The organism is Streptomyces sp. NPDC088794, from assembly GCF_044750545.1.
Lineage (GTDB): Bacteria > Actinomycetota > Actinomycetes > Streptomycetales > Streptomycetaceae > Streptomyces.
Genome location: NZ_JBIVKB010000006.1, coordinates 1 through 25,853, shown reverse-complemented (window position 1 = coordinate 25,853; position 25,853 = coordinate 1). Strand labels below are relative to the sequence as shown.

At 71.2% G+C, this 25,853-nt stretch carries 23 protein-coding genes; 13 read left to right on the top strand and 10 right to left on the bottom strand.

Annotated elements, in window-relative coordinates; genetic code table 11:
• Positions 1–33: 33 nt before the first annotated feature.
• The 3 genes from ACIP6U_RS18510 to ACIP6U_RS18500 all read right to left on the bottom strand — a co-directional run bounded on the left by ACIP6U_RS18510 (position 34) and on the right by ACIP6U_RS18500 (position 2,430).
• Positions 34–684 carry a hypothetical protein gene (locus ACIP6U_RS18510; protein WP_401718613.1) on the bottom strand — a complete coding sequence of 217 codons (651 nt, stop codon included), beginning with the start codon at positions 682–684 and terminating at the stop codon, positions 34–36.
• Entirely contained in the window at positions 672–1,211 is a 540-nt protein-coding gene (locus ACIP6U_RS18505) for a SigE family RNA polymerase sigma factor (RefSeq protein ID WP_123998575.1), read from the bottom strand. The genes ACIP6U_RS18510 and ACIP6U_RS18505 overlap by 13 nt, the downstream gene beginning before the upstream one ends.
• Positions 1,212–1,482: 271 nt before the next feature.
• Positions 1,483–2,430, bottom strand: coding sequence for an A/G-specific adenine glycosylase (locus ACIP6U_RS18500; RefSeq protein ID WP_401718610.1), 948 nt, complete (start codon positions 2,428–2,430; stop codon positions 1,483–1,485).
• Positions 2,431–2,623: 193 nt separating this feature from the next.
• On the opposite strand from ACIP6U_RS18500, the gene ACIP6U_RS18495 reads away from it, so the two are divergent.
• On the top strand, positions 2,624–3,445 hold the full coding sequence (locus ACIP6U_RS18495; protein WP_401718607.1) for a hypothetical protein: 822 nt from the start codon (positions 2,624–2,626) through the stop codon (positions 3,443–3,445).
• A 68-nt stretch (positions 3,446–3,513) separates the two neighbouring features.
• On the opposite strand, the gene disA is transcribed toward ACIP6U_RS18495, so the two are convergent.
• Positions 3,514–4,638, bottom strand: a complete 1,125-nt coding sequence (gene disA, locus ACIP6U_RS18490) for a DNA integrity scanning diadenylate cyclase DisA (protein ID WP_123998572.1) — start codon at positions 4,636–4,638, stop codon at positions 3,514–3,516.
• 81 nt (positions 4,639–4,719) lie between these two features.
• Positions 4,720–6,129 (bottom strand): DNA repair protein RadA, encoded by a 1,410-nt coding sequence (gene radA, locus ACIP6U_RS18485; protein ID WP_401718603.1) that lies wholly within the window; start codon positions 6,127–6,129, stop codon positions 4,720–4,722.
• Positions 6,130–6,345: 216 nt separating this feature from the next.
• On the opposite strand from radA, the gene ACIP6U_RS18480 reads away from it, so the two are divergent.
• Entirely contained in the window at positions 6,346–8,040 is a 1,695-nt protein-coding gene (locus tag ACIP6U_RS18480; RefSeq protein ID WP_401718600.1) for a hypothetical protein, read from the top strand.
• Between the two features lie 247 nt (positions 8,041–8,287).
• Here the strand turns inward: ACIP6U_RS18480 and ACIP6U_RS18475 are convergent, their stop codons facing one another.
• Positions 8,288–9,112: a hypothetical protein gene (locus ACIP6U_RS18475; RefSeq protein ID WP_123998569.1), complete on the bottom strand. Its 825-nt coding sequence runs from the start codon at positions 9,110–9,112 to the stop codon at positions 8,288–8,290.
• Positions 9,113–9,183: 71 nt separating this feature from the next.
• Between ACIP6U_RS18475 and ACIP6U_RS18470 the strand changes: the two genes are divergently transcribed.
• The 4 genes from ACIP6U_RS18470 (at position 9,184) to ilvD (ending at position 13,918) form a co-directional block, all read left to right on the top strand.
• Positions 9,184–10,116, top strand: a complete 933-nt coding sequence (locus tag ACIP6U_RS18470) for a Ppx/GppA family phosphatase (RefSeq protein WP_401718597.1) — start codon at positions 9,184–9,186, stop codon at positions 10,114–10,116.
• Positions 10,117–10,492: 376 nt separating this feature from the next.
• On the top strand, positions 10,493–11,317 hold the full coding sequence (locus ACIP6U_RS18465) for a sugar phosphate isomerase/epimerase family protein (RefSeq protein ID WP_401718596.1): 825 nt from the start codon (positions 10,493–10,495) through the stop codon (positions 11,315–11,317).
• Entirely contained in the window at positions 11,314–11,919 is a 606-nt protein-coding gene (locus tag ACIP6U_RS18460; RefSeq protein ID WP_401718593.1) for a TetR family transcriptional regulator, read from the top strand. The genes ACIP6U_RS18465 and ACIP6U_RS18460 overlap by 4 nt, the downstream gene beginning before the upstream one ends.
• A gap of 145 nt (positions 11,920–12,064) precedes the next feature.
• Positions 12,065–13,918: a dihydroxy-acid dehydratase gene (ilvD, locus tag ACIP6U_RS18455; RefSeq protein ID WP_401718590.1), complete on the top strand. Its 1,854-nt coding sequence runs from the start codon at positions 12,065–12,067 to the stop codon at positions 13,916–13,918.
• Between the two features lie 87 nt (positions 13,919–14,005).
• Here the strand turns inward: ilvD and ACIP6U_RS18450 are convergent, their stop codons facing one another.
• Positions 14,006–16,129 (bottom strand): serine/threonine-protein kinase, encoded by a 2,124-nt coding sequence (locus tag ACIP6U_RS18450; RefSeq protein WP_401718588.1) that lies wholly within the window; start codon positions 16,127–16,129, stop codon positions 14,006–14,008.
• Between the two features lie 181 nt (positions 16,130–16,310).
• Between ACIP6U_RS18450 and ACIP6U_RS18445 the strand changes: the two genes are divergently transcribed.
• The 3 genes from ACIP6U_RS18445 (at position 16,311) to ACIP6U_RS18435 (ending at position 18,065) form a co-directional block, all read left to right on the top strand.
• Positions 16,311–16,628, top strand: a complete 318-nt coding sequence (locus ACIP6U_RS18445) for an SH3 domain-containing protein (RefSeq protein ID WP_401718585.1) — start codon at positions 16,311–16,313, stop codon at positions 16,626–16,628.
• Between the two features lie 44 nt (positions 16,629–16,672).
• A complete protein-coding gene (locus tag ACIP6U_RS18440; protein ID WP_401718582.1) occupies positions 16,673–17,176 on the top strand; it encodes an EamA/RhaT family transporter in 504 nt (167 codons plus the stop codon).
• Between the two features lie 118 nt (positions 17,177–17,294).
• Positions 17,295–18,065, top strand: a complete 771-nt coding sequence (locus ACIP6U_RS18435; protein ID WP_401718579.1) for a class I SAM-dependent methyltransferase — start codon at positions 17,295–17,297, stop codon at positions 18,063–18,065.
• Here ACIP6U_RS18435 and ACIP6U_RS18430 read toward each other — a convergent pair.
• Entirely contained in the window at positions 18,029–19,471 is a 1,443-nt protein-coding gene (locus ACIP6U_RS18430) for a SulP family inorganic anion transporter (RefSeq protein WP_401718577.1), read from the bottom strand. The two genes, ACIP6U_RS18435 and ACIP6U_RS18430, sit on opposite strands and share 37 nt — an antisense overlap.
• Positions 19,472–19,737: 266 nt before the next feature.
• Here ACIP6U_RS18430 and ACIP6U_RS18425 point away from each other — a divergent pair, with 266 nt between their 5' ends.
• From ACIP6U_RS18425 to proC, 3 genes are all read left to right on the top strand, one after another.
• Entirely contained in the window at positions 19,738–20,592 is an 855-nt protein-coding gene (locus tag ACIP6U_RS18425; RefSeq protein WP_401718574.1) for an ABC transporter ATP-binding protein, read from the top strand.
• Positions 20,589–21,389 carry an ABC transporter permease gene (locus tag ACIP6U_RS18420; protein ID WP_401718571.1) on the top strand — a complete coding sequence of 267 codons (801 nt, stop codon included), beginning with the start codon at positions 20,589–20,591 and terminating at the stop codon, positions 21,387–21,389. Before ACIP6U_RS18425 ends, ACIP6U_RS18420 begins: the two co-directional genes overlap by 4 nt.
• Positions 21,390–21,450: 61 nt before the next feature.
• Positions 21,451–22,263, top strand: coding sequence for a pyrroline-5-carboxylate reductase (gene proC, locus ACIP6U_RS18415; RefSeq protein WP_401718568.1), 813 nt, complete (start codon positions 21,451–21,453; stop codon positions 22,261–22,263).
• Between the two features lie 64 nt (positions 22,264–22,327).
• On the opposite strand, the gene ACIP6U_RS18410 is transcribed toward proC, so the two are convergent.
• Positions 22,328–22,915, bottom strand: a complete 588-nt coding sequence (locus tag ACIP6U_RS18410) for a cysteine hydrolase family protein (protein ID WP_401718565.1) — start codon at positions 22,913–22,915, stop codon at positions 22,328–22,330.
• 120 nt (positions 22,916–23,035) lie between these two features.
• On the opposite strand from ACIP6U_RS18410, the gene ACIP6U_RS18405 reads away from it, so the two are divergent.
• Entirely contained in the window at positions 23,036–24,061 is a 1,026-nt protein-coding gene (locus ACIP6U_RS18405) for a GlxA family transcriptional regulator (protein WP_401718562.1), read from the top strand.
• Here ACIP6U_RS18405 and trpS read toward each other — a convergent pair.
• Positions 23,953–25,026: a tryptophan--tRNA ligase gene (trpS, locus tag ACIP6U_RS18400; RefSeq protein ID WP_401718560.1), complete on the bottom strand. Its 1,074-nt coding sequence runs from the start codon at positions 25,024–25,026 to the stop codon at positions 23,953–23,955. The genes ACIP6U_RS18405 and trpS overlap by 109 nt on opposite strands.
• Between the last annotated feature and the right edge of the window lie 827 nt (positions 25,027–25,853).

Here is a 25,853-nt window from a genome sequence, read left to right as displayed (position 1 = left end):
TGAAGAGGGTTCGGTCCGAGGACTACGAACGGTTCACGGCGCCGGTGCCGGCGTCGCGTCGCCCCCGACCGCGTTGCTGTAGTCGTTGTGCGTGCGGAACTCCTCGGTGAAGCGGCCCGAGCCCCAGCGGTACGTGATCACGTTCTCGCCGGACGGACTCGACACCGGATCGCCCTTCTCGTAGACCTGCTTGGTCACCACGAGGTCGCCGCGGTCTATCTCCGCGTAGACCGGAGGCTCCTCGACCTTGAACACATTCTCGTACCGACCGCTCACCTCGCGATAGACGTACGAGCCGATCCCGACCGCGTCGCCGCAGGTCAGTACGTTCACCACGACATCGTCCGCGCGCCCGCCGGTGAGGTCGCCGTACGACACGTCGACCGGGTACTCGTCGGCCACGCACGGCTTCAGCTCGCGCTTGACCTCCGTGGCGACCGCGGGATCGTCCTCGACCAGCTTGACCGCGTCCACGCGCGCGGTCGTCGAGGTCGGGCTCGGCGTGGGCGCAGCGGAGACCGCGGCGCCCGCCACCGAGTCCGAGGCACCCTCGTGCGCCGGGCCCTCGTCACGGGCGCCGGTGCCGCCGGTCGCGCAGGCGGAGACGAAAAGGGCGAGGGCGGCGAGCACGACCACCGCCGTGAACGCCGCCTGCAAGGTCCCTCGGCCGGTCAGACCGCGCACCGCTCCCGCTCCTCACGCTCCAGCGCGCGTGCGTCCAGATCGCGGCTCTCCAGCTCCTCTCGGAGCCGGGCGAGCGCCCGGTGCAGCGTGCTCTTGACCGTTCCCGCCGACATACCGAGGGCGGCGGCGGTCTCCTCCGTGGACATCTGCTCCCAGTGTCGCAGGACCACCACACTGCGCTGCTTCGGTGCGAGAACTTTCATGATGTCCATGAGGAGCGCGCGGTCCGCGTGCTGCTCGGTGGAGTCGTCGACGCTGGCGTCCGGCAGCTGCTCGGTGGGCACCTCTTCGAGCTTGCGGGCCCGCCACCACTCGGTCCGCGTGTTGATCATGACCCGGCGCAGGTAGGCGTCCGCCAGCCGCTTGTCCTCGATGGTCTCCCAGCGGCCGTACGTCCGGACCAGCGCCGTCTGGAGCAGGTCCTGGGCGTCCACCGGGTCCGGGACCAGCCGACGGGCACTGCGCAGCAGCGCGTCCTGCCGGGTGCGGACGTACTCCTCGAACTCGAGCACCTCGCCCTGCGCCATGTCGAACCGCCTTCCGATCCCCGTTTCCGCCGACGTTCGCCGGCGGTCAGTCCGTAGTCGCCCCGGACCTGCCGGGTACGTAGATGAAGCTACGGAGGGGTTGTCACGGGCCTGTCCGAAGCAGCGCGCGGCTAGCAATCGGCTGTCCGTCGGTTGTGTAACAGCCGTAGGGACGGGGTAAGCGGGTGCGGTGATTAGTGGGGGTGTGGGGGGATTTGCGGGCGGGGTGAGGACGTTACGTCCGTCGTGACGTCGGCTGTCGCGGCCGTCGTCACGTCAACGGGAGTCGATACAGACCACCTGGGAGAGGTTCCACCAGACCGTCCGACACGAGTCCGTCCAGTGCCCTCGCCCGCTGCACCGGCTCGTGCCACATCCGGTCCAGCGCCGACTGCGGCACGGGCGCGTGGGCCTCGCGCAGAACGGCCAGCAGCCTGCCCCGCACCTGACGGTCCGTGCCCGCGTACGTCTGTCCGCGGCGCGGCGGACCCTCGTGCGCGGGCTTGCCCGCCAGCCGCCACGCGCACTGCGCGGCGATCGGACAGCGCTGACAGGTCTCGTTCTTCGCGGTGCAGATCAGCGCGCCCAGCTCCATGGACGCCGCGGCCCAGCGGGACGCCGTGTGCTCGTCGTCGGGCAACAGGGCGCGGGCCAGCCTGCGTTCGGCCGCCGTGGTGGCGTTGGGCGGGTACTGGACGCCGGTGACCGCGCGCGCGAAGACCCTGCGCACATTGGTGTCCAGCACGGCGTGCCGCTGTCCGTAGGCGAAGGACGCCACCGCCGCCGCCGTGTACTCGCCGATGCCGGGCAGGGCGAGCAGCTGGGCGTGATCGGTGGGTACGTCGCCGTCGTGCCGTTCCGTTATCGCGACCGCGGCGCCGTGCAGACGCAGGGCGCGGCGGGGGTAGCCGAGCCGGCCCCAGGCGCGGACCGCCTCGCCGGGGGCGTCCGCGGCGAGGTCGGCGGGGCGGGGCCAGCGGGCCAGCCACTGTTCGTAGACGGGCAGGACGCGGTTGACGGGCGTCTGCTGGAGCATGAACTCGCTGACCATCACGCCCCAGGGGCCGGCTTCGGGGCGGCGCCACGGGAGGTCCCGGGCGTGTTCCTCGAACCAGTCGATCACGGGGGCGTGGAGGTCGCCGGCGGTCTCTCCGACGGGGGAGTCGGAGGAGGAGCCGGCGGCGGGGCTGTCGTGTGGGGGTTTCGTGGGCGCAGTCATGGCGCTTCCGATCCTGCCATGGTGCGCGGTCGTTGGACCGCCGTTGCGCTGTGTGCCGGTGGGTGGGTCGGGGCGTGGCGGTGCGTCGGCGTGCTCGCGCGTGCGGGGGTGCCGGGATGATGATCCGGAAAAGTTGAGGTACTGGCGGCGGGTGGGGCGAGGGAACGTTCCGATCTCTCGTACAGTTTGCGCCGTGGGATCTATGCGCAATCCGGTCGGGCCGCTTCCCTCCACCATCTACTGGCGTCGGAGGGCCGTACTGCTGTCCGTACTCGTCCTGTTGGCGCTGCTGGTCACGTGGATCGTGACCTCGGACGGTGGGGGCGGCAAGAAGGACGACGACGGGGCCAACGGCAAGACTCCTGCGCCGACGATCTCCGCGGGGCCGTCCGGTTCGGGGCCCGCGATCAGTGAAGCCCCGGGCGGGCGGGACGAGTCGAGCGGCGGGAGCGCCGACGGGGGTGCGAGCGGCGACACCGGCGGGGGTTCCGGTGACTCCAACGGCGGTGACTCCGGCGGCAGTTCGGGTGACACGGGGTCGGCTTCCGGCTCGGACGGCGGCAGTGGCTCCGGTGGTGGTGTCGGTACGGGTGACACCGTGCCCGTCGACTCCACCTTGCCCAACTGCACAGCGAGCAACGTGACGTTGAGCCTGCGCAGCCTCCACAACAACTACGGGCCCGACGACACGCCCTCGTTGCTGCTCACCGCGAAGAACTCCGCAGGCAGCGACTGCAAGGTCGACCTCGGACCCAAGAGCGCGGTCGTGACCATCCTCAAGGGCGGGACCGCGTACTGGTCCTCCGCCGACTGCCCCAAGACGTCGGGCAGTTTGCTGTACCGCGTGCCGGCCGGGAGCAGCGTCACCTACACGGTGAAGTGGGACCGCAAGCCGAGCGCGCCCGAGTGCGCCACGCCGCCGGCCGGGTCCGCGGGGGCCGGCACCTATCTGGTGGAGGTCCAGGCGGCGGGGTACGCCAAGCTGCAGACCTCGTTCGTGCTCGACAACGACTGACCGCAACCGGCGGTCGCCGGTCGGTCGGTCGGACGTGGCGTTCCCGCGTCGGACGGAGCGCTCCGGCGTCAGACGTAGCGCTCCAGGATCGACGACTCCGCCAGGCGGGAGAGGCCCTCGCGGACACTGCGGGCCCGGGCCTCGCCCACGCCGTCCACCGTCTGGAGGTCGTCCACGCTCGCGGCGAGGAGTTTCTGCAGGCCGCCGAAGTGCTCGACCAGGCGGTCAATGATGGCTCCGGGGAGCCGCGGGACCTTGGCCAGGAGGCGGAAGCCGCGCGGGGAGACCGCCGAGTCGAGGGCTTCGGGGGAGCCGGTGTAGCCCAACGCCCGGGCCACCGTGGGGAGTTCGAGGAGCTCCGCGTGGGTGAGGGCGTCCAGCTCGTAGAGCGCCTCGTCCACCGTGCGGGAGCGCTTGGCCGTGGGCTCGGGGACGTAGTCGCGGACCACCAGCTCGCGTTCGGGCTCCACGCCCGCGATCAGTTCGTCGAGCTGGAGGGCCAGCAGGCGGCCGTCCGTGCCCAGTTCGACGACGTACTCGGCGATCTCGGTGGCGATACGGCGGACCATCTCCAGGCGCTGGGCCACGGCGGAGACGTCCCGGACCGTCACCAGGTCCTCGATCTCCAGGGCGGAGAGCGTGCCCGCGACCTCGTCCAGGCGGAGCTTGTAGCGCTCCAGGGTCGCCAGGGCCTGGTTGGCGCGGGAGAGGATCGCGGCCGAGTCCTCCAGGACGCGGCGCTGGCCGTCGACGTAGAGGGCGATCAGACGCATGGACTGGGAGACGGAGACCACGGGGAAGCCGACCTGTTTGGAGACGCGGTCGGCCGTGCGGTGCCGGGTGCCCGTCTCCTCGGTCGGGATCGTCGCGTCGGGCACGAACTGCACGCCCGCGCGCAGGATCTTCGACTGGTCCGAGGAGATCACGATTCCGCCGTCGAGCTTGCACAGCTCACGCAGACGGGTGGCGGTGAACTCGACGTCCAGGACGAATCCGCCCGAGCACATCGCCTCGACCGTCCGGTCGAAGCCGAGCACGATGAGTCCGCCGGTGTTGCCGCGGAGCACCCGCTCCAGGCCGTCGCGCATCGCCGTGCCGGGTGCCACGGCGCTCAGGGAGGCGCGCATCAGGCCATCGGCACCGGAACTCCCACCGGGCTTCCCGGGAGCTGCTGCCCGGTCGTTGGCTGCCACTGCACTCCTCCGGTCGCAGGTTGCTGGGGCACCGCCGTTCGCACTTCACGTTCGTACGGACGGGCGAGACCAGGGCAAAGTCTACCGGCGGTCCTCCACGTCCCGTGGGGCCTCTCTCCTACGGGAGCTCGGAAGGACCCTCAGAGCGTCCCCTATGTCCGCGACTTCCAGCACCTTCATGCCGCTGGGGATCTTGCCCGGGTCGCCCGGGACGAGGGCGTGGGTGAAGCCCAGGCGGTGTGCTTCGGAGAGCCTGCGCTGCACGCCCGTGACCCGTCTGACCTCGCCCGCGAGGCCGACTTCGCCGATCGCGACGAGGTTCTTCGGCAGGGGGGTGTCGCTCGCCGCGGAGGCCAGGGCGAGCGCGATCGCCAGATCCGCGGCCGGTTCCGAGAGTTTTACTCCGCCGACCGTCGCGGAGTAGATGTCACGCTTGCCGAGGGCGCTGATCCGGCCGCGCTGCTCCAGGACGGCGAGCATCATCGAGACGCGGGAGGTCTCCAAACCCGAGGTGGTGCGCCTGGGGGAGGGGATCTGGGAGTCGACCGTGAGCGCCTGGACCTCGGCCACCAGGGGGCGGCGGCCTTCCAGGGTGACGGTCAGACAGGTGCCGGGGACCGGCTCCGCGCGACGGGTGAGGAACAGGCCGCTGGGGTCGGCCAGGCCCGTGATGCCCTCGTCGTGCAGCTCGAAGCAGCCGACCTCGTCCGTCGTGCCGTAGCGGTTCTTGACGCCCCGTACGAGACGCAGGCGCGCGTGGCGGTCGCCCTCGAAGGAGAGCACCACGTCCACCAGGTGTTCCAGGAGGCGGGGGCCGGCGATCGCGCCGTCCTTGGTGACGTGACCGACGAGGAGGGTGGACATGCCGCGCTCCTTGGAGGCGCGGATCAGCGCGCCGGCCACCTCGCGGACCTGGGCCATGCCGCCGGGGGCGCCGTCGATCTCCGGTGAGGCCACCGTCTGCACCGAGTCCAGGATCAGCAGCGAGGGCTTCACCGCGTCCAAGTGGCCGAGGATGGTGGCCAGATCGGTCTCGGCGGCGAGATAGAGGTGGTCGGCGATGGCCTTGATGCGGTCGGCCCGCAGCCGGACCTGGCTCGCCGACTCCTCGCCGGTGACATAGAGGGTGCGGTGCTCGTCGCTCGACGCCTTGGCCGCCACGTCGAGCAGCAGGGTCGACTTCCCTACGCCGGGTTCGCCCGCGACGAGGACGACCGCGCCGGGGACCAGACCGCCGCCGAGCACCCGGTCCAGCTCGGGCACACCGGTCGAGCGGGCGGTGGCCTGGCGGCCGTCGACCTGGCCGATGGGCAGCGCGGAGGTGGTGACGCGGCCCGGTGCCGTCGTACGGACGGCGGGCGTGCCGTACTCCTCGATCGTCCCCCACGCCTGGCACTCGGAGCAGCGGCCGAGCCACTTGGCCGTCTGCCAGCCGCACTCGGTGCAGCGGTAGGACGGACGGTCCTTGGTGGTCTTCGTACGGGCAGCCATGACGGAACCGTAACCGGCGGCACTGACAATGCCGTCGCCGACCGGTCCGGGCGGGCCGGCGCGCGGTGCGCGCCCCCGGGATTCGGCCACCTCCTGTCAGGAACAGGCCACGGAATTCGGGGTTCCTGTACCCGATTGAGGGATCGTTTCACCCGTACGGATTAAAAGTGCTCAAGGTGCCGGAAGGGGCCCTCGCGGGCCGCCTACGGTCCACGGATGATGAGCAGCAGTCCGGAGACCTCGCCCCGCACCACCGGCGCGCACCGGGCGCGTCGGGAGGCGCGTGACCGTGCCGCGGCGCGCACGCTGGCGCAGCGGCCGCCCGCGCGCTACGAGCCGTATCTGGACGGGCTGTTCACCTACTGTCTGTCCGTCCTGTGCGACCACGACACGGCCACCGCGGCGCTCGGCGACGTCCTCGCGCTCGCCGAGCGGCGCCGCGGTCCGGAAGCGGACGGCGACCGCCGGGCCTGGCTGTACGCGCTGGCCCGCTGGGCCTGTCTGCGCAAGCTGGCCGAGGCCAAGCAGAAACGTCAGGGCACCCACGCGGCGGGCCGGCACGAGGGGCACCGGGAGACCGCCGCCCCGATGATCGCCATCGAGGTCCAGGAGGAGCGGCGGCGTGAACTCGCCCTGCTCGCCTGGCCGGAGGCCGCCGGCACCACCCCGGAGCAGCGCGAGGCGCTCGAACTCGCCGTGCGCCACCACCTCGCCGCCCACGAGGTCGCCGCCGTCCTCGGCCTGGACCTCGCCGCCGCCCGCGAACTGCTCGCCTCCGCCGCCTGCGAGGTCGAGCGAACCCGCGCGGCCCTCGCCGTCGTCGAGACCGGCAACTGCCCGAGCGTCGCCCGGCTCACCGGCGACCACCAGCTCGTCCTCTCGACCGCCCTGCGCAAGGAACTCGTCCGGCACGTCGACGACTGCCCGCACTGCCGCCGCAGCGCCGAGCGCGCGGTCCCCGGCCCGTGGCCCGGCACGACCGTCGCCCCCGCCGAACTCGCCGTCCTGGAGGCGCCCCGCGCGGCCCTGCACGTGGCGCTGGCGCATCACCCACGCGCGCGTGGCGCCGCCGCCCCCCGCTTCGACCGGCGCGGCTTCCCGATGGACCCCAAGGACCGCGCCGCCCGCCGCGACCGCCTGCGCGCGCGTGCCGTCACCACGACCGTCGTCGCCACCGTCGTGGCCGCCCCCGTGCTGGCTCTGTGGGCCGCCTACCGCGGCGATCCGGTCGGCGAGGGCCCCGACGGGCACAACGCCACCGCCAGCGAGGCACACGGCCCCGGCCTGCTCGACGGCGAGGCGGCCGGCAGCGGCTACGAGAACGCCGGCAACGCCAGCACCAGGCCGGGACCCCGCTTCGGCAAGGGCGACAGACCCGACGTGTCGGTGGAGGTCATCAGCGTCACCGGCGCCGGCCGCAAGGGCGCCGGACACCTCGACGTCTCGGCCGGCAACAGCGGCGACACCACGCTCGTCACCCTCACCGCGACCGGCTCGGCCCCCGTGCGCTGGTCCGCCACCACGGGCGCCTCCTGGCTCTACCTCAGCCAGTCCTCGGGAACGCTCGCACCGGGCGAGTCGTTGACGATCAAGGTGTACGTCGACCATCTGCGCGAGCCGTCCGGCCACTGGAGCGCACGGGTGGCGATCTCACCGGCCGGCGCCGTCGTCTCCATCGACGGCTACGGCACCGCGCCCCAGCCGTCCGGCGGCCCGAGCAGCCCCAGCGACCCACCACCGTCGTCCCCCGACCCGACCCCGACGGTCACGGCACCCACCCCGAGCGAACCCCCACCGTCGTCTCCTGACCCGGACCCCACCCCCACCGACCCGTCCCCGTCCGACCCGGGCACCTCCCCACCACCGTCGGGAGACGGATCCAGCGGCGACCCGAGCCCATCGACGTCGTAGAACCCACCGAGATGCACCGAACGACGTCTGCCCGCCGGGCCGGTGCAGCTTGCGTATGGCTGGCCCGGTGCAAGTCGCGTCCGCCGGCCCGGTGCAGCCCCCGTCCGCCGGGTCGGACAGCTCGCGCCCGCGGACCCGGGCCCCTTTCGGCCGCCGGGTCCGACCCCGGACGTCGCGCCCGTCGGCGTCCGTCCGGTCAAGCCGCCCGCACCCTCGCCCCGCTTCGTCTCCGTGGGCCCCGGACGCCTCAGTCCACCGGGTCCGCGGGGTGCGGTGCCAGCAACGGCAGCTGCGAGGCCAGTCGCTGCTCGCACAGTTCGACGAGGCGGTCGTAGCCGGCCTTGCCCATCAGTTCGGTCAGCTCGGGCCGGTAGGAGACGTACACCGGATCGCCCGCGCCGTGCGCCGAGGTCGCCGACGTGCACCACCAGTGCAGGTCGTGGCCGCCCGGACCCCAGCCCCGGCGGTCGTACTCACCGATGGAGACCTGGAGCACGCGCGTGTCGTCGGGCCGGTCGATCCAGTCGTAGGTCCGCCGCACCGGCAGCTGCCAGCACACGTCCGGCTTGGTCTCCAGCGGTTCGAGGCCCTCCTTGACCGCAAGGATGTGCAGCGAGCAGCCCGCGCCGCCGGCGAAGCCGGGCCGGTTCTGGAAGATGCAGGAGCCCTGGAAGGGACGGGTCTGGCGCTCGCCGTCCTCGTCCTCGGAGACCCAGCCGCTCTCGCGGCCCACGTCGTGGTGCTGCCAGATGTCCGGGGTGAGCCGCTCCACGAAGCCGGCGACGCGTTTCTCGTCGTCCTCGTCGGAGAAGTGGGCGCCCAGCGTGCAGCACCCGTCGTCCGCGCGGCCCGCCTGGATGCCCTGGCAGCCACTGCCGAAGATGCAGTTCCAGCGGGAGGTCAGCCAGGTCAGGTCACACCGGAAGATCTGCTCGTCGTCCGCCGGGTCGGGGAACTCGACCCACGCGCGCGCGAAGTCGACCCCCTTCTCGTCGGCGGCCAGCGCTTTCTTCGCCGCCTTCGACATTTTTCCCGTCGACTTGTCGGCCTTTGCCTTTTTCGTCTTTGGCACGAGACCAGCGTAAGGCGCGGAGGACGGCATCGAGGACGGAGGACCGTTCAGCTGGCAGTAGCGTTCTGTACATGAGACTCGGTGTCCTCGACGTGGGATCGAACACGGTGCATCTGCTGGTCGTGGATGCGCACCCGGGCGCGCGACCGCTGCCCGCGCACTCGCACAAGGCGGAGCTCCGCCTTGCCCAACTCCTGGACGAGGACGGGGCGATCGACCCCGAAGGAGTGGACAAGCTGATCTCGGTCGTCCGGGAGGCCGTGCAGGCCGCCGAGGACAAGGGCGTCGAGGAAATGCTGCCCTTCGCCACCTCCGCCGTGCGCGAGGCCAGCAACGCCGACGACGTCCTCGCGCGCGTGCAGGCCGAGACCGGCGTCGAGCTCCAGGTCCTCACCGGTGCGGAGGAGGCCCGGCTGACCTTCCTCGCAGCCCGCCGCTGGTTCGGCTGGTCCGCGGGCAAGCTGCTCGTCCTGGACATCGGCGGCGGCTCCCTGGAGATCGCCTACGGCATCGACGAGGCGCCCGACGCGGCCGTCTCCCTGCCGCTGGGCGCCGGCCGCCTCACCGCGGGCTGGCTCCCCGGCGACCCGCCGGACCCGGACTCCATAAGGGCGCTGCGCCGTCACGTACGGGCCCAGATCGCCCGCACGGTCGGCGAGTTCACCCGCTTCGGCGCCCCCGACCACGTGGTCGCCACGTCGAAGACCTTCCGCCAGCTGGCCCGCATCGCCGGCGCGGCCCGCTCCACGGAAGGCTTGTACGTCCAACGCGAACTCAAGCGCGAGTCCCTCGAAGCCTGGGTCCCCCAACTCACCGGCATGACCACCGCCCAGCGCGCCGACCTCCCCGGAGTCTCCGAGGGCCGAGCAAGCCAACTCCTCGCCGGCGCCTTGGTGGCCGAGGGCGCGATGGATCTGTTCGGCGTGGAGACGGTGGAGATCTGCCCGTGGGCACTGAGGGAGGGCGTGATTTTGCGGCGACTTGATGGGATGCGCGCTGTTTAGGCGCCTTGTGGAAGGAACGGGACTGAGCGGATGTGCGTTCGCCGCATGCCCCTCAGGGGCGCGGGGCTGTGTCGATGTGCGGCTCCGCCGCGTGGGCGCGACCAACCGCCGGCGCTCTCGGGGCGTACGTCCCGCATACGCACCTCAGGGGCGCGGGGAACTGCGCGACAAGCCACAGCGCACCCGCACCCGCCCGCGGCGATTCCCTCAACGGCGATGACGCGCACCGCCCGACAAATCCCGCACCCGCCCGCGGCGATTCCCTCAACGGCGATGACGCGCACCGCCCGACAAATCCCGCACCCGCCTATGGCGAACCCCACAACGGCCAATAGGCGCCCCGCCCCACCCAACCGCACCCCGTAATCTGTCCCCCATGGCGGAGCCAGTCGTGAGGATCCCGGATGCGAAGGTCGCCCTGTCAACGGCCTCGGTGTACCCGGAGTCGACAGCGACCGCCTTCGAGATCGCCGCGCGCCTCGGCTACGACGGCGTCGAGGTCATGGTGTGGACCGACCCGGTCAGCCAGGACATCGAGGCACTGCGCAGACTCAGCGACTACCACCAGGTCCCGATCCTCGCGGTGCACGCCCCCTGCCTGCTCATCACCCAGCGGGTGTGGTCCACCGACCCCTGGATCAAGCTCCAGCGAGCCCGCGCGGCAGCGGAGAAACTGGGCGCGACCACCGTGGTCGTACACCCCCCGTTCCGCTGGCAGCGCCAGTACGCGCGGGACTTCGTGACCGGGATGTGGCGCATGGCGGACGAGACGGATGTGCGGTTCGCCGTCGAGAACATGTACCCCTGGCGCTACCGCGACCGCGAGATGCTGGCGTACGCCCCCGACTGGGACGTCACCAAGGACGACTACCGGCACTTCACGATCGACCTCAGCCACAGCGCGACCTCCCGCGTCGACGCGATGGACATGGTCGACCGCATGGGCGACCGCCTCGGCCACGTCCACCTCGCGGACGGCAAGGGCTCGGCCAAGGACGAGCACCTCGTCCCGGGCCGCGGCTCGCAACCCTGCGCCGAACTGCTGGAGCGCCTCGCCCTGACCGGCTTCGACGGCCATGTCGTCATCGAGGTCAACACCCGGCGCGCGATGTCCAGCGCCGAACGCGAGGCCGATCTCGCGGAGGCGCTGGCCTACACGCGTCTGCACCTCGCCTCCGCGGTGAAGGTGCCCCGACGGTGACCGAGGCCACCTCCCGGCGCCGTGGCCGGCGTCCGCGTACGGAGTCCGCCGACACCCGCGACCGCATCCTGACCGCGGCCCGCGAGGAGTTCTCCGCGCGCGGGTACGACAAGACGTCCGTGCGGGCCATCGCCAAGGCGGCCGACGTGGACTCGGCGCTGGTGCACCACTACTTCGGCACCAAGGAGCAGGTCTTCGAGGCGGCCATCGCGGTCGCCCTCGCGCCCGCGGCCAACGCGCCGGAGGCGGTGGCCGACGGCCCCCTGGAGGACGTCGGCGAGCGTCTGACCCGCTTCATCTTCGGCGTCTGGGAGAACCCCGTCACCCGTACGCCCCTGCTGGCGATCGTCCGCTCGGCCGTCAACAACGAGGCCGCGGCCACCGTCTTCCGGCGCCTTGTCGTCGCCCAGGTGCTGGGCCGGGTCGCGGCCCAGCTGGAGGTGCCGGACGCGGAGCTGCGGGCCGAACTCGCGGGAGCGCAGCTGGTGGGGATCGCGATGCTGCGGTACGTGATCAAGGTCGAGCCGCTGGCGTCGGCGGACGTCGAGCAGGTCATCGCCCGCGTGGCGCCGGTCGTGCAGGGGCATCTGACGGGGCCCTGAACCCCCGTACCCCGAGACAGTTGTCCCGCATTCCGGACACCGCGTCCCGACCCCTGGATGACGGGCGTACGCTCGAATGCAGTCAGAAGTCTCTTACGACCGTCTCTGAAGTCTCTGACGACCGTCTCTGAAGGAGCGAGCGACGATGCCCGAGCTGAGGTCCCGCACAGTCACCCACGGCCGCAACATGGCGGGCGCACGCGCCCTTATGCGCGCCTCCGGTGTACCCGGCGCGGACATCGGCCGCAAGCCGATCATCGCGGTCGCCAACAGCTTCACCGAGTTCGTCCCCGGCCACACGCACCTCCAGCCGGTCGGCCGCATCGTCAGCGAGGCCATCACGGCCGCCGGCGGCATCCCGCGCGAGTTCAACACCATCGCCGTCGACGACGGCATCGCGATGGGCCACGGCGGCATGCTCTACTCCCTGCCCTCCCGCGACCTGATCGCGGACAGCGTGGAGTACATGGTCGAGGCGCACTGCGCGGACGCCCTGATCTGCATCTCCAACTGCGACAAGATCACCCCGGGCATGCTCATGGGCGCCCTGCGCCTGAACATCCCCACGGTCTTCGTCTCCGGCGGGCCCATGGAGGCCGGCCGCGCGACCCTCGTGGACGGCACGGTCCGCACCCTCGACCTGATCGACGCGATGGTCGACGCGGCGAACGAGAACGTGTCCGACGCGGACGTCCTCCGCATCGAGGAGAACGCCTGTCCTACCTGCGGCTCCTGCTCCGGCATGTTCACCGCCAACTCGATGAACTGCCTGACCGAGGCCATCGGCCTGTCACTGCCGGGCAACGGCTCGGTGCTCGCCACACACACCGCCCGCAAGGGCCTGTACCAGGACGCGGCCCGCACGGTGATGGACATCACCCGCCGCTACTACGAGCAGGACGACGAGACGGTCCTGCCCCGCAACGTCGCCACCTTCGCGGCCTTCGAGAACGCCATGGCCCTCGACATCGCGATGGGCGGCTCCACCAACACGATCCTGCACCTGCTGGCCGCGGCGCAGGAAGCGGGCGTCTCCTTCGGCCTGGACGAGATCAACGCGGTCTCGCGCCGGGTCCCGTGCCTCGCGAAGGTCGCCCCGAACGTCGCGAAGAGCCGCACGTACTACATGGAGGACGTGCACCGCGCCGGCGGCATCCCCGCCCTGCTGGGCGAGCTGCACCGCGCGGGCCTGCTGAACGAGGACGTCCACTCCGTGCACAGCCCCTCCCTCGCGGACTGGCTCAAGACGTGGGACGTGCGCGGCGGTTCGCCCTCCCCGGAGGCGATCGAGCTGTGGCACGCGGCCCCGGGCTGCGTCCGCAGCGCGGAGGCCTTCTCGCAGTCGGAGCGCTGGGAGGAGCTGGACGAGGACGCGGCCGAGGGCTGCATCCGCAGCGCCGAGCACGCGTACTCCAAGGACGGCGGCCTCGCGGTCCTCAAGGGCAACCTCGCCGTCGACGGCTGCGTGGTGAAGACGGCCGGCGTCGACGAGTCGATCTGGACCTTCGAGGGTCCCGCGGTCGTCTGCGAGTCGCAGGAGGAGGCCGTCGAGAAGATCCTGAACAAGCAGATCAAGGACGGCGACGTGGTGGTCATCCGCTACGAGGGCCCCAAGGGCGGCCCGGGTATGCAGGAGATGCTCTACCCGACCTCCTTCCTCAAGGGCCGCGGCCTCGGCAAGACCTGCGCGCTGATCACCGACGGCCGCTTCTCCGGCGGCACTTCGGGTCTGTCGATCGGCCACGCGTCCCCCGAGGCGGCCTCCGGCGGCACGATCGCGCTCGTCGAGGACGGCGACCGCATCCGCATCGACATCCCGAACCGCTCGATCGAGCTCCTCGTCGACGACTCCGAACTCGCCCGGCGCGAGCAGGAGTTGGGTGGCGTGTACGCCCCGAAGAACCGCGAGCGCAAGGTGTCGGCGGCGCTGCGGGCCTACGCGGCGATGGCGACCAGCGCGGACCGGGGCGCGGTGCGGGACGTGTCGAAGCTCGGCTGAGTGTCGTAACGGACCGAGGTTCTCTGTTCGAAAGGGGCTGTCCCTTCGGGGCGGCCCCGTTCGCGTGCCCTCTGTTCGCCTCTTGGGCTACCAGGCCGCCGGTTTGCGGGAGTTCACCGCGAAGACGGTGCCGTCGGGGGCGGTGGCGTACACGCGGGTGCCGGCGACGACGGGCCGGGGGACCGTCGCGGCGACCTGGCCCGAGTTCGCGCCAGGGCGCGCCGGGGTCTGTCCGACGAGCCGCCCCGTGCGGGCGTCGACCGCGAGCAACCGCCCGTCGCCCGCGGCGAGATACACATGGGCGTCGTCGGCGACCGGCTCCGATCCCCGGCTCACCGAGGTCTCCAGGTGCCACAGCCGCTTGCCCGCCTTCATGCCGACGGCGTCCAACGCGCCGTCGGCGGCCAGCAGATAGACGACGTTCCCGTGCACGCTCGCCCGGGCGTCGGGGCGCGCGACGGGGAGGGCCACCCGGCGCGTGGACTCGTCCGCCGGGTCGTACCGGACGACGGCGTCCGTGTCGCCGTAGACCGGGTCGGTGGCCAGGAGGAAGACGGAGCCGTCCTGGGCGCCGACGGCCTCCAGGTTCCCCTTGAGGCTCGCGTCCCAGCGTACGGCTCCGGTGGCCGGGTCGACGGCGGTGACCCGGGTGCTCGACCCGTCGGCGGACGGGCCGGTCGCGTACGCCAGCGGGTCACCGGTGAACGAGCCGAAGTACGGCCGGCTCTGGCCCGCGATCCGGTGCTCCCACTTGGTCTCGCCGGTCGCGCCGTCCACACCGGTGACCGTGCCGTCGGCGTGGGTGAGCAGAAGCATCCCGCCGACGGCCCGCAGGGAGGTGTGCGCGGGCATCTTCCGCTGCCAACTCGGCTTCCCCGAGGCCGGGTCGAGCGCTTCGAGGCGCGGGCCCTGGTCCAGCAGCGGCTGGACGAGTCCGCCGGCCAGGACGGGCGGCCCGCTCCGCTGCGACGCGGCCACGGAGTGCTTCCACAACAGCTTGCCGTCGTCGGGATCGAGGGCGAAGACCGAACCGGACCGCGCACAGATCAACTGCGCGGTTCCGTACGAGCATTGCGGCATCCCCGACTTCCCGGCCGCCGCGTCCGAGGCCCACGCCCCGAACCCGGCTGCCGAAGTCGCCCCCGACGCCGACGACTTGGACGGTGTGGTCTCCTCGGCCGTCGCGCCGTGGTTCCCGAGCAGCTGTACGGAGGCCAGCGCACCGCACACGACGAGGGCGAGGCCGACCACACCGGCCGTGAGGACGGCCTTTCGTCGCCGGCGTCCTCCGGGCGGCTGTTCCTGTTCCGGCTCCGGGTCCGCCTCGGGCGCGGGTTCACGTTTCGTCCGCTGCGACGGTATGAAGGCCTGCGTGTCGTAGGAGGCCGCCACCGACCGCAGTTCCCGCATCAACTCGTCGGGGGTGGGCCGGTCTTCGGGCTCCTTGGCCAGACACCGCAGCACGAGCGGCGCGAGATTCTCCGGTACGCCGCTCAGATCCGGCTCGTCGTGCACGACCTGGTAGGCGACGACGTACGGACTGTCCGAGTCGAAGGGACCGCGCCCGGTCGCCGCGTGCACCAGTACCGAGCCGAGCGCGAAGACGTCGGCGGCGGGGCCGACTTCACGCGGGCGCCGGAACTGCTCGGGCGCCATGAACGGCGGGGTGCCGATCAACTTGCCCGTCTCGGTGCGCAGTTCGCTGTCCTTTGGCCGAGAAATGCCGAAGTCGATGACCTTGGGCCCGTCCTCGGCGAGCAGGACGTTGCTCGGCTTGAGGTCGCGGTGCACGACCCCGACGCGGTGGATGTCCCGTAGCGCCTCGGCCAGTCCCGCCATCAGCCTGCGCAACTCGGCAGGGGGCATCGGACCGTTCCGCTTGACCTGTTCGGCGAGGGTCGGACCGGGGATGAACAGCGTGGCCATCCAGGGCCGTTCGGCCTCCGGGTCGGCGTCCACGACGGACGCGGTGAAGGCACCGCTCACCCGCCGCGCGGCTGCCACCTCCTGCCGGAAACGGCCTCTGAACTCGGGGTCCTTGGCGAAGTCGGCGTGCACCACCTTCACCGCGAGCTTCATCCCGGAGGTGCTGCGCGCCAGGTGCACGACCCCCATGCCGCCCGAGCCGAGGCATGACTCCAGGCGGTAGTGACCGGCGTACTCGGGAAGTTCCGCTTCCGCGCCCGCTCCGGTGTTGCCCTGTGGCGCCATTGGGACCACTCCCGTGCTGTTCGTCCGCGCGCGACGCTCGGAGCCTAGTCGATGAGGCGTTCGGGACAGAGGCGGCTTGCTGGCGTACGTGTGCGAGTTGTGTACATGTGTTTCATGGCGTGTTTTAGGGGAATCAATGGGGCCTCATGGCAGTCATGGGGTCCAACGGGGGAGGTTTTTCATGTCCATTGACCGCACGGAGGAGGCCGGGAGCGTCGAGGGCGCCCAGGCTCTGACGGCCGCCGCGACCGTCCGCTACTACTCGGTCGCGCCGGGTGTCCGGCTCAACGTCCGCAGCGGCCCCGGCACCGGCTACAGCATCGTCCGGGTCCTGGCCGCGGGCGCCAAGGTGCCGATCTACTGCCAGACGCCGGGCACGCGGGTGACGGGCCCGTACGGCACGAGCAACATCTGGGACAACATCAGCAACGGCGAGTACGTCTCCGACGCCTATGTCCTGACCGGCAGCGACGGCTACGTCGCCGACCGCTGCGACTGATCCCGGCCGGGAGCCCGCCCCGCCCCGGGCGCCATAATCGTCCCGTGAGCGACGAAAACGGCACCCAGGACACGGCGGGCTCCCCCACGGGGCCCCGCCCCGAACCCCTCCGCTTCTTCGGCACCACCTGGGTGGACCACGAGGGCGGCTACGCCCTGCGCCGCGTCGGGGCCGCCGTCGGCTCCCTCGCCGCCGGGGTCGCCTCCTGCCTCGTCCTGCGCTTCGCCTACCAGGGCCTCCAGCTCGCCGACACCGGCTCCTTCGTCACCGTCCTGGTCGTCGCGATGTTCGCCATCTGCAGCGCGCTCGCCTTCCGGCACACCTGGGAGTCCTTCGGCACGCGCCCCGACCCCGAGCGCCAGGCCTCCCTGCGCGGCCTCCTGGCCATCGGCTTCGTCGGCTCCCTCGCCGCGTACTTCTTCCGCTCCCTGACCGAGGCCCCCGGCGAGAGACTCCACCGCACGGAGTACGAGACGGCCCGCACGGAGTACGAGAAGCGCACCACCCGCCGCACGGGCAACCCGTCGAAGAAGCGCCGCCGGAAGTAGCGGGCGCCGCCGGAAGCAGCCGGGGCGGCGGCCACCGCCGGACACAGGGGGATCATGGCTGTTCCTTCCCCCGGCAAAACTCACGCTCCCCTTTACCCGACGGGTCCACCATGGCCGTATGACCGCCTCCTTCCACGCCTCCCGCGCCCACTCCTTCAACGCCGCCGCGGCCCAGTACGCCGCGAACCGCCCCTCCTACCCGCCCGCCCTCTTCGACGCGATCGAGGAACTCGCCAACCGCCCCCTCGAAGGCGCCCGCGTGGTGGACGTCGGGGCCGGGACGGGGATCGCGACCGCGCTGCTGCACGGGCGGGGCGCCGAGGTGGTCGCGGTGGAGCCCGGGGAGGGCATGGCGGCCCAGTTCCGGCACACCAACCCCGGTATCCCGATCGTGCGGGGCAACGGCAACCACCTGCCCCTCGCCGACGCCAGTGCCGACCTCATCACCTACGCGCAGGCCTGGCACTGGACCGAGCCGGCCCGCTCGGTCCCGGAGGCGCTGCGGGTCCTGCGGCCGGGCGGGGCGCTGACGCTGTGGTGGAACACCAGCGCCCTCGACGTCCCCTGGATCGACGCGCAGTCCGAACGCATCCGGCGCCACTTCGGCGTCGACCGCGTCGTCGACCGCAACGGCAGCGGCATGCACTCCGCCCTCGCCGACCCCACCGGCCGGCTCCACTTCGCCCACCGCCGCGTGCGCTGGAGCCGGCACGTCCCCGTCGACACCCACCTCGCCAACATCAGCAGCCACTCGATCTTCCTGGTGGCCGGCGAGGAGAGCACGGAGGCCTTCCTCGCCGAGGAGCGCGACCAGCTGCTCACCGTCTTCCCCGGCGGAGTCGTCGAGGAGATCTACGTCGTCGAGCTGCTCGTCGCCACCGGTTCCTGACCCCGCGCGGCGGCCCACCCCTCCAGGGCCGCCGCGCAGGCGTGGTCCAGGTGCCGCAGCCCGCCCAGTTCGAGCCGCACCTCCCGGTCCACCGGCAGCGCGTCGAGCGCGTCCAGCAGCTTCGGCAGCCGCAGGAACGTGGCGTGCCCGAGCACCCGTACGACGATCCCCGCGTCCCCCCGGTCCTCCGTCTCGATGTGCACATGGCTGACGTCCCAGGCCGTCTTGGCCACCGCCAGCGTCAGCCCCACCAACACCCCCTCGAACAGGTTCCCGACGACGATCGCCCCCGCCGTCACCACCAGCACGAGCACCTCCCCGCGATGCCCGCGCCACAGCACCCGCACCTCCCGCACCGGCACGAGCCTGCACCCGGCGTGCACGAGCAGCCCGGCCAGCGCCGCCACCGGAATCACCCCGAGTGCCCCCGGCACGAAGACCGTGAACACCAAGAGCCACACCCCGTGCAGCAACCGCGATGCCTTGGTCCGCGCCCCCGCCTGCAGGTTCGCGGCAGACCGCACGATGACCGCGGTCATCGGCAACGCCCCCAGCAGCCCGCACACCGCGTTCCCCGCACCCTGCGCCAGCAACTCCCGGTCGTAGTCCGTACGCGGCCCCCGATGCAGCCGGTCCACGGCCGCCGCGCTGAACAACGACTCCGCCGACGCGATCAGCGCGAACGCCACGACGGTCCCGATCACCCCCACTTCCGTCAGCCGCCCGAAGTCCGCCACTTCGGGCATCCGTACCGCATCGAGCAGCCCCCGCACCTCGACCCGCCGCACATCCAGGCCGAACACTCCGGTCACCGCCGACACCAGAGCCACCGCGACCAACGGCGCAGGCACCACTCGCGCCCCCCTGCGCCAACGCGGCCACAGCAGCAATACCGCAAGGGTGGCACCCCCCACTGACAACGCCACCGGATCCACCCGCCCGGGCAGCGACACCAGCCCGGCGAGCTTGCCGAGCCCGCCGCCGGGCGCCGCCGCGTCGCCCAGCGCGTAGACCTGACCGGCGATCAGCACCAGCCCGATGCCGGCGAGCATCCCCTGCACCACGGCCATGGACACGGCCCGGAACCAGCGCCCGAGCCGCAGCGCCCCGAGCCCCAACTGCACAAGACCGGCGCCGAACACCAGCACGCCGAGCGCCTCGACGCCGTACCTCTCGACGGCCTCGTACACGAGCACCGTCAGTCCCGCCGCCGGCCCGCTCACCTGGAGGCTGCTGCCGGGCAGCGCCCCGGCGACCAGCCCGCCGACGATCCCGGTGACCAGCCCCAACTCGGCCGGGACTCCGGAGGCTATGGCCACGCCCACACACAGCGGCAGCGCGACGAGGAACACGACTAGGGAAGCGAACAGATCGGCCTTCTGTACGACGCCACAGCGCTTGCGCATGACGGGAGCACCTCCGGTGATCGAACGGGAGATGCGTGGGCGCCGAGCCGGGGGAGGGCACGGCGAACCTGCGTGCGCGGCATATGACCTCGCACTGAAATCCATTGTCGGGAAAGGGAGTTGGCTGCGCACCCCGTTCGTGTTGCCGACCCGTGAACGCGGAAGCGCGGATACCGGAACGCCTTCTTCCGATCACGCCGCCGCGCGCCTGCGCCCTCGGATGCACCCGCTTGACGGCACCGTCCCGCGAGAGCATTATTCATCACATGATGAATTACGTCGCCGAGCCACCCGGCACAGCCGGCACCGGACGTGAACCCGCCGTCCACGCCGAGAGCCTCACCGTCGTCCGCGGCCCCCGCACCGTCCTGCACAGCCTCGACTTCACCGTCCCGCGCGGCCAGATCACCGGCCTGCTCGGCCCCTCCGGCTGCGGCAAGTCGACCCTCATGCGCTCGATCGTCGGCACCCAGGCCAAGGTCACCGGCACCCTCGACGTCCTCGGCCGCCCCGCGGGCCACCCCACCCTGCGCACCCGCATCGGCTACGTCACCCAAGCTCCCTCCGTCTACGACGACCTGAGCATCCGTCAGAACCTCGACTACTTCGCCGCGATCCTCGACCCCGGCCGCGCCGGCGCCGAACGCCACCACGACGTCGAACGCGTCCTCGCCGACGTCGACCTCACCAGCCACGCCGACTCCCTCGCCGGCAACCTCTCCGGCGGCCAGCGCAGCCGCGTCTCCCTCGCGGTCGCCCTCCTCGGCACCCCCGAACTCCTCGTCCTGGACGAACCCACCGTCGGCCTCGACCCCGTCCTGCGCCGCGACCTGTGGACCCTCTTCCACGCCATCGCCGCCGACCGCGGCGCCACCCTCCTCATCTCCTCCCACGTCATGGACGAGGCCGAGCGCTGCCACCGCCTCCTGCTGATGCGCGCGGGCGAGATCCTCGCCGACGACACCCCCGAGGCCCTGCGCACCAGCACCGGCGCCGAGACCGTCGAAGCGGCCTTCCTCCACCTGGTCGACGAGGCGAGCGCCGCCGTCCACGAGAACTCCCACCACGGCTCCGACGGCGGCTCCCGTGACAACACCCGCGCGAAGGAGAACACCCGATGAGTACGACGACCCCCGCGCCCACCGGCACGGCGGCCCCGAAGCCCGCACCCACCGGCGTCTTCAACGCCTCCCGCACCTTCGCCACCGCGACCCGCGTCCTGCGCCAGCTCCGCCACGACCCGCGCACCATCGCGATGCTGATCCTGATCCCGTGCGTGATGCTGTTCCTGCTGCGCTACGTCTTCGACGGCAGCCCGCGCACCTTCGACAACATCGGCGCCTCGCTCCTCGGCATCTTCCCGCTGATCACGATGTTCCTGGTCACCTCCATCGCCACCCTGCGCGAACGCACCTCCGGCACCCTCGAACGCCTCCTCGCCATGCCCCTGGGCAAGGCCGACCTGATCGCCGGCTACGCCCTGGCCTTCGGCGCCCTCGCCATCGTCCAGTCCGCCCTGGCCACCGGCCTCGCCGTCTGGTTCCTGGGCCTCGACGTCACCGGCAGCCCCTGGCTGCTGCTCCTGGTCGCACTGCTCGACGCCCTGCTCGGCACCGCCCTCGGCCTCTTCGTCTCGGCCTTCGCGTCCTCGGAGTTCCAGGCCGTCCAGTTCATGCCGGCCGTGATCTTCCCCCAACTCCTCCTCTGCGGCCTGTTCACCCCCCGCTCCAACATGCACCCCGCCCTGGAGGCCGTCTCCGACGTCCTGCCCATGTCCTACGCCGTCGACGGCATGAACGAAGTCCTCAAACACACCGACATGACCGCCACCTTCATCCGCGACGCACTCATCGTGGCCGGCTGCGCCCTGGTGGTCCTGGCCCTGGGCGCAGCGACCTTGCGGCGCCGCACGGCATGACCGCGTTCCGCCAGCCGGACAGCCGCCTCACCCCACACACCGCCGGTGCGAGGATGAACCCATGACCCAGAAAGTCGCAGTCCTCGGCACCGGCAAGATCGGCGAAGCCCTGCTCAGCGGAATGATCCGCGGCGGCTGGACGCCGGCCGACCTCCTGGTCACCGCACGCCGCCCGGAGCGCGCCGAGGAACTGCGCGCCCGGCACGGCGTCACCGCGGTCACCAACCAGGAAGCCGCCAAGACCGCCGACACCCTGATCCTCACGGTCAAGCCGCAGGACATGGGCAACCTCCTCGACGAACTCGCCCCACACGTCCCCGCCGACCGCCTGATCATCAGCGGCGCGGCGGGCATCCCCACCTCCTTCTTCGAGGAGCGCCTCGCCACGGGCACCCCCGTCGTCCGCGTCATGACGAACACCCCCGCCCTCGTCGACGAGGCCATGTCCGTCATCTCCGCCGGCAGCCACGCCACCGAGGCCCACCTCGCGCACGCCGAGGAGATCTTCGGCGCCGTCGGCAAGACCCTGCGGGTCCCCGAGTCCCAGCAGGACGCCTGCACCGCACTCTCCGGCTCCGGCCCGGCCTACTTCTTCTACCTGGTCGAGGCCATGACCGACGCCGGCATCCTGCTCGGCCTGCCCCGCGACAAGGCCCACGACCTCATCGTCCAGTCCGCGATCGGCGCCGCGGTGATGCTCCGCGACAGCGGCGAACACCCGGTCAAGCTCCGCGAGAACGTCACCTCGCCCGCCGGCACCACCATCAACGCCATCCGCGAACTCGAGAACCACGGCGTACGAGCCGCCCTCATCGCCGCCCTCGAAGCCGCCCGCGACCGCAGCCGCGAACTGGCCTCCGGCAAGAAGGACTGACCCCCACCGGGCCGACCCCACCGGCCGACCTCACCGGGCCAACGCCCATCCGGCGGCGGCCCGTTCACCCCGCCGCCGCGTCCACCACCTCCTCCGTGGTGACCACGCGCGCGAAGCCACCCCCGTGCAGCGACACCGCCGCCGCCTGCCCCACCTCGTCCGCGGTCCGCCGCCAGCCGAACGGCCCCTCCAGGTCGAAGGTGTACGTCGCGTCGTACGGCACCACCACGTCGTACCCGAGATTCCCGCCCATCCGGGCCGTCGTCTCCACGCACATGTTCGTCTGGATCCCGACCAGCACGAACTGCGAGATCCCCGCCTCCGTCAACCAGGCCCCCAGATCCGGCGTCCCCAAGAACGCCGAGTTCACGGACTTGGTCACGAACAGCTCGGGCCCGCTCCCCTTCCCCCGCCTCCCCTCCACGTACTCCTTCAGCTCGTTCCCCTCGTACCCGAGCCGCAGCGGCGACCCGGGCTTCGACGAGTCGTGCCGCACGAACACGACCGGCCGCCCCGACGACTGCCATACGTCGATCAGCCGCGCGATGTTGTCATCCGCCCCCGGGTTGTTCCGAGGCCCCCAGAAGTCGGCTTCCTCGAAGCCCTTCTGCACGTCCACGATCACCAATGCCGCGTTTTCTGAGATCTCCATGCCCTCGATCCTGCTGCCGAGGGCACGCGGGCCCCAGAGGGTCAGAAGTCAGCGATCGATGGTTTACTGCCAGCTGTGGATCCTGCCCCTGTCCCTACCCGTGCTCCTGTCCCGTACCGCGTGGCACTGGTCGCCTTCTCGGGCATCCGCGCCTTCGACGTCTCCGTCATCACCGAGGTCTGGGGCACCGACCGCACAGACCGCGGCGCCCCCGCCTTCGACCTGCGCCGCGTGGCCACCGACACCACTCCCGTCCCCATGCGCGGCGGCCTCACCCTCCTCCCCGACCGCGCCCTCGACTGGCTCTCCCGTGCCGACCTGATCGTCGTCCCCGGCCTCGACGACCACGTCACTCCCGCACCCACCCCCGTCCTCGACGCCCTGCGCCGCGCCCACGCCCGCGGCACCACCATCGCCGCCCTCTGCGGCGGCGCCTTCACCCTCGCCCAGGCCGGTCTCCTCGACGGTCGCCGCGCGATCACCCACTGGAACCTTGTCGCCCTCCTGCGCGCCCACCACCCCCAAGTCACCGTCGTTCCCGACGCCCTCTTCATCGAGGACGACAACCTCTGGACCGCCGCCGGCACCGCGGCCGGCATCGACCTCTGCCTCCACCTCGTCCGCCGGTCACACGGTGCCGAGGCGGCGGCCACCATCGCCCGGTCGATGGTCACCGCCCCCTTCCGCACCGGAACCCAGGCGCAGTTCATCGAGCACCCCACCCCGCGCACGGACCGAGACTCCGACACCCTCGCCGCCGTACGCGAGCACGCCCTGCGCCACCTCGACGAACCGCTCACGGTCGCCGACCTGGCCACCCACGCGGGCATGTCGCCGCGCAGCTTCGCCCGTCACTTCACCGCGGAGACCGGCACGACCCCACTGCGCTGGCTCCTCGACCAACGCATCGCCGCAGCCCAGAAGCTCCTCGAACGCACCGACCTCCCCATGCCCGAGGTCGCCCGCCGCGCCGGCTTCGGCAGCGAGGTCACGATGCGCCAGCACTTCGCATCACGCCTCGCCACCAGCCCACGCGCCTACCGGGCCGCGTTCAGCACCGGTTCCGTGGCCGGCTTCGTCGCCGACTCAGTCACCGGCTCAGTCAGCGGCTCCGACGTGGGTTCCAGCAGTCCGATCGCCCGGTAAGCCGTATCCACCGTCGGCCGCGCCATGGCCCGAGCCTTCTCCGCACCATCCCGCAGCACCCCCTCCACATAGCCCGGATCCGCGCACAACTCCTTGTGCCTGTCCTGTACGGGCTTGAGGATCTCGACCACGGCCTCTGCGGTGTCCTTCTTCAAGGACCCGTACGACTCATATACACCGCTCAAGGCTTCGGGGTTCCCACCTGTGCAGGCAGCGAGGATCTCCAGCAGATTGGCGATCCCCGGCCGCTCCTCCCGGTCGTAGACGACGTCCTGCCCGCTGTCCGTCACGGCCCGCATGACCTTCTTGCGCACCACGTCCGGCTCGTCGAGCAGATAGACGATCCCCGCCCCGAAGTCGTCCGACTTCCCCATCTTCGAAGTCGGTTCCTGGAGGTTCATCACCCGAGCAGCGATCTGCGGTGTGGTCGCCTTCGGCACCACGAACGTGTGCCCGTACCGCTGGTTGAACCGCAACGCCAGATCCCGGGTCAGCTCCACATGCTGCGTCTGGTCGTCCCCCACCGGCACCTCGTCGGCCCCGTACGCCAGGATGTCCGCCGCCATCAGCACGGGATAGGTGAGCAGCGACAGCCGCACACTCCCACCACGCTCACGCTCTCGCGCGGCCTTCTCCTTGTACTGGATCATCCGACGCATCTCGCCGTCGGTCGCCACACACTCCAGCACGTACGACAGCCGCGCGTGCTCGTCCACATGACTCTGTACGAACACGGTGCACAGCTGTGGATCAAGTCCCGCCGCCAGCAACAACGTCGCCGCCTGCCGACTGAGCCTCCGTACTCTCGCGGGATCGTGGTCCACGGTCAGCGCGTGCAGGTCGACGACGCAGAACAACGCGTCCGACCGGTGCTGGTCCACGTCGACCCACTGCCGCATGGCTCCCAGGTAGTTCCCCAGGGTCAGGTGTCCGGTCGGCTTGATCCCGCTGAAGACCCGAGTCATTTCCACTCCACCTCCTGATCGAGACCGCCGTCCCGGCGGCCGACCCTCAGGAGCTCTGGAGGGAGAAACGAGAACGGCCGCCGAGGCGGCGGCCGTTGAGTGCATACGTGCGCACGGCCGCCGTCAGGCGGCCCACCAGAGCTGGGTGCACGTACGCGTAGTCATGGGGCCAGAGTACGCCTCAGGGCCCCGGTCCGACCGCGAGTTGACACACCCAGGTCCGGTACGTAGTGTTCTCCGAGTTGTCCGACGTGAGCGCCGACTCCGGTCGGTCCCCGGACAGCCATTCCGCAAGTACCAACCACTAGTCGACTAACAGTCGGTCTGACTGTCGTCGTGTTATTGGCGTGCGTATTCGCGAAATGAGGAATCCGCGTTCGAAAGGGCGCAGCACCCGATTAGCGTCGGAGGCGGGAGTCCGCTAAAGTCTCACTCGTCGGAACGGCCCAACAGCCGGAAAGACAACCCCATCTGACGGGGAATCGGACGCCGAAAGGGTCTGATAGAGTCAGAAACGCAAGACCGAAGGGAAGCGCCCGGAGGAAAGCCCCAGAAAATGTTCTGCGGGTGAGTACAAAGGAAGCGGCCGTTCCTTGAGAACTCAACAGCGTGCCAAAAGTCAACGCCAGATATGTTGATACCCCGTCTCCAGTCGTTACGGCTGGGGCGTGGTTCCTTTGAAGAACAAAACACAGCGAGGACGCTGTGAACGGTCGGGCTTATTCCGCCTGACTGTTCCGCTCTCGTGGTGTCATCCCGATTACGGGAGAACATTCACGGAGAGTTTGATCCTGGCTCAGGACGAACGCTGGCGGCGTGCTTAACAC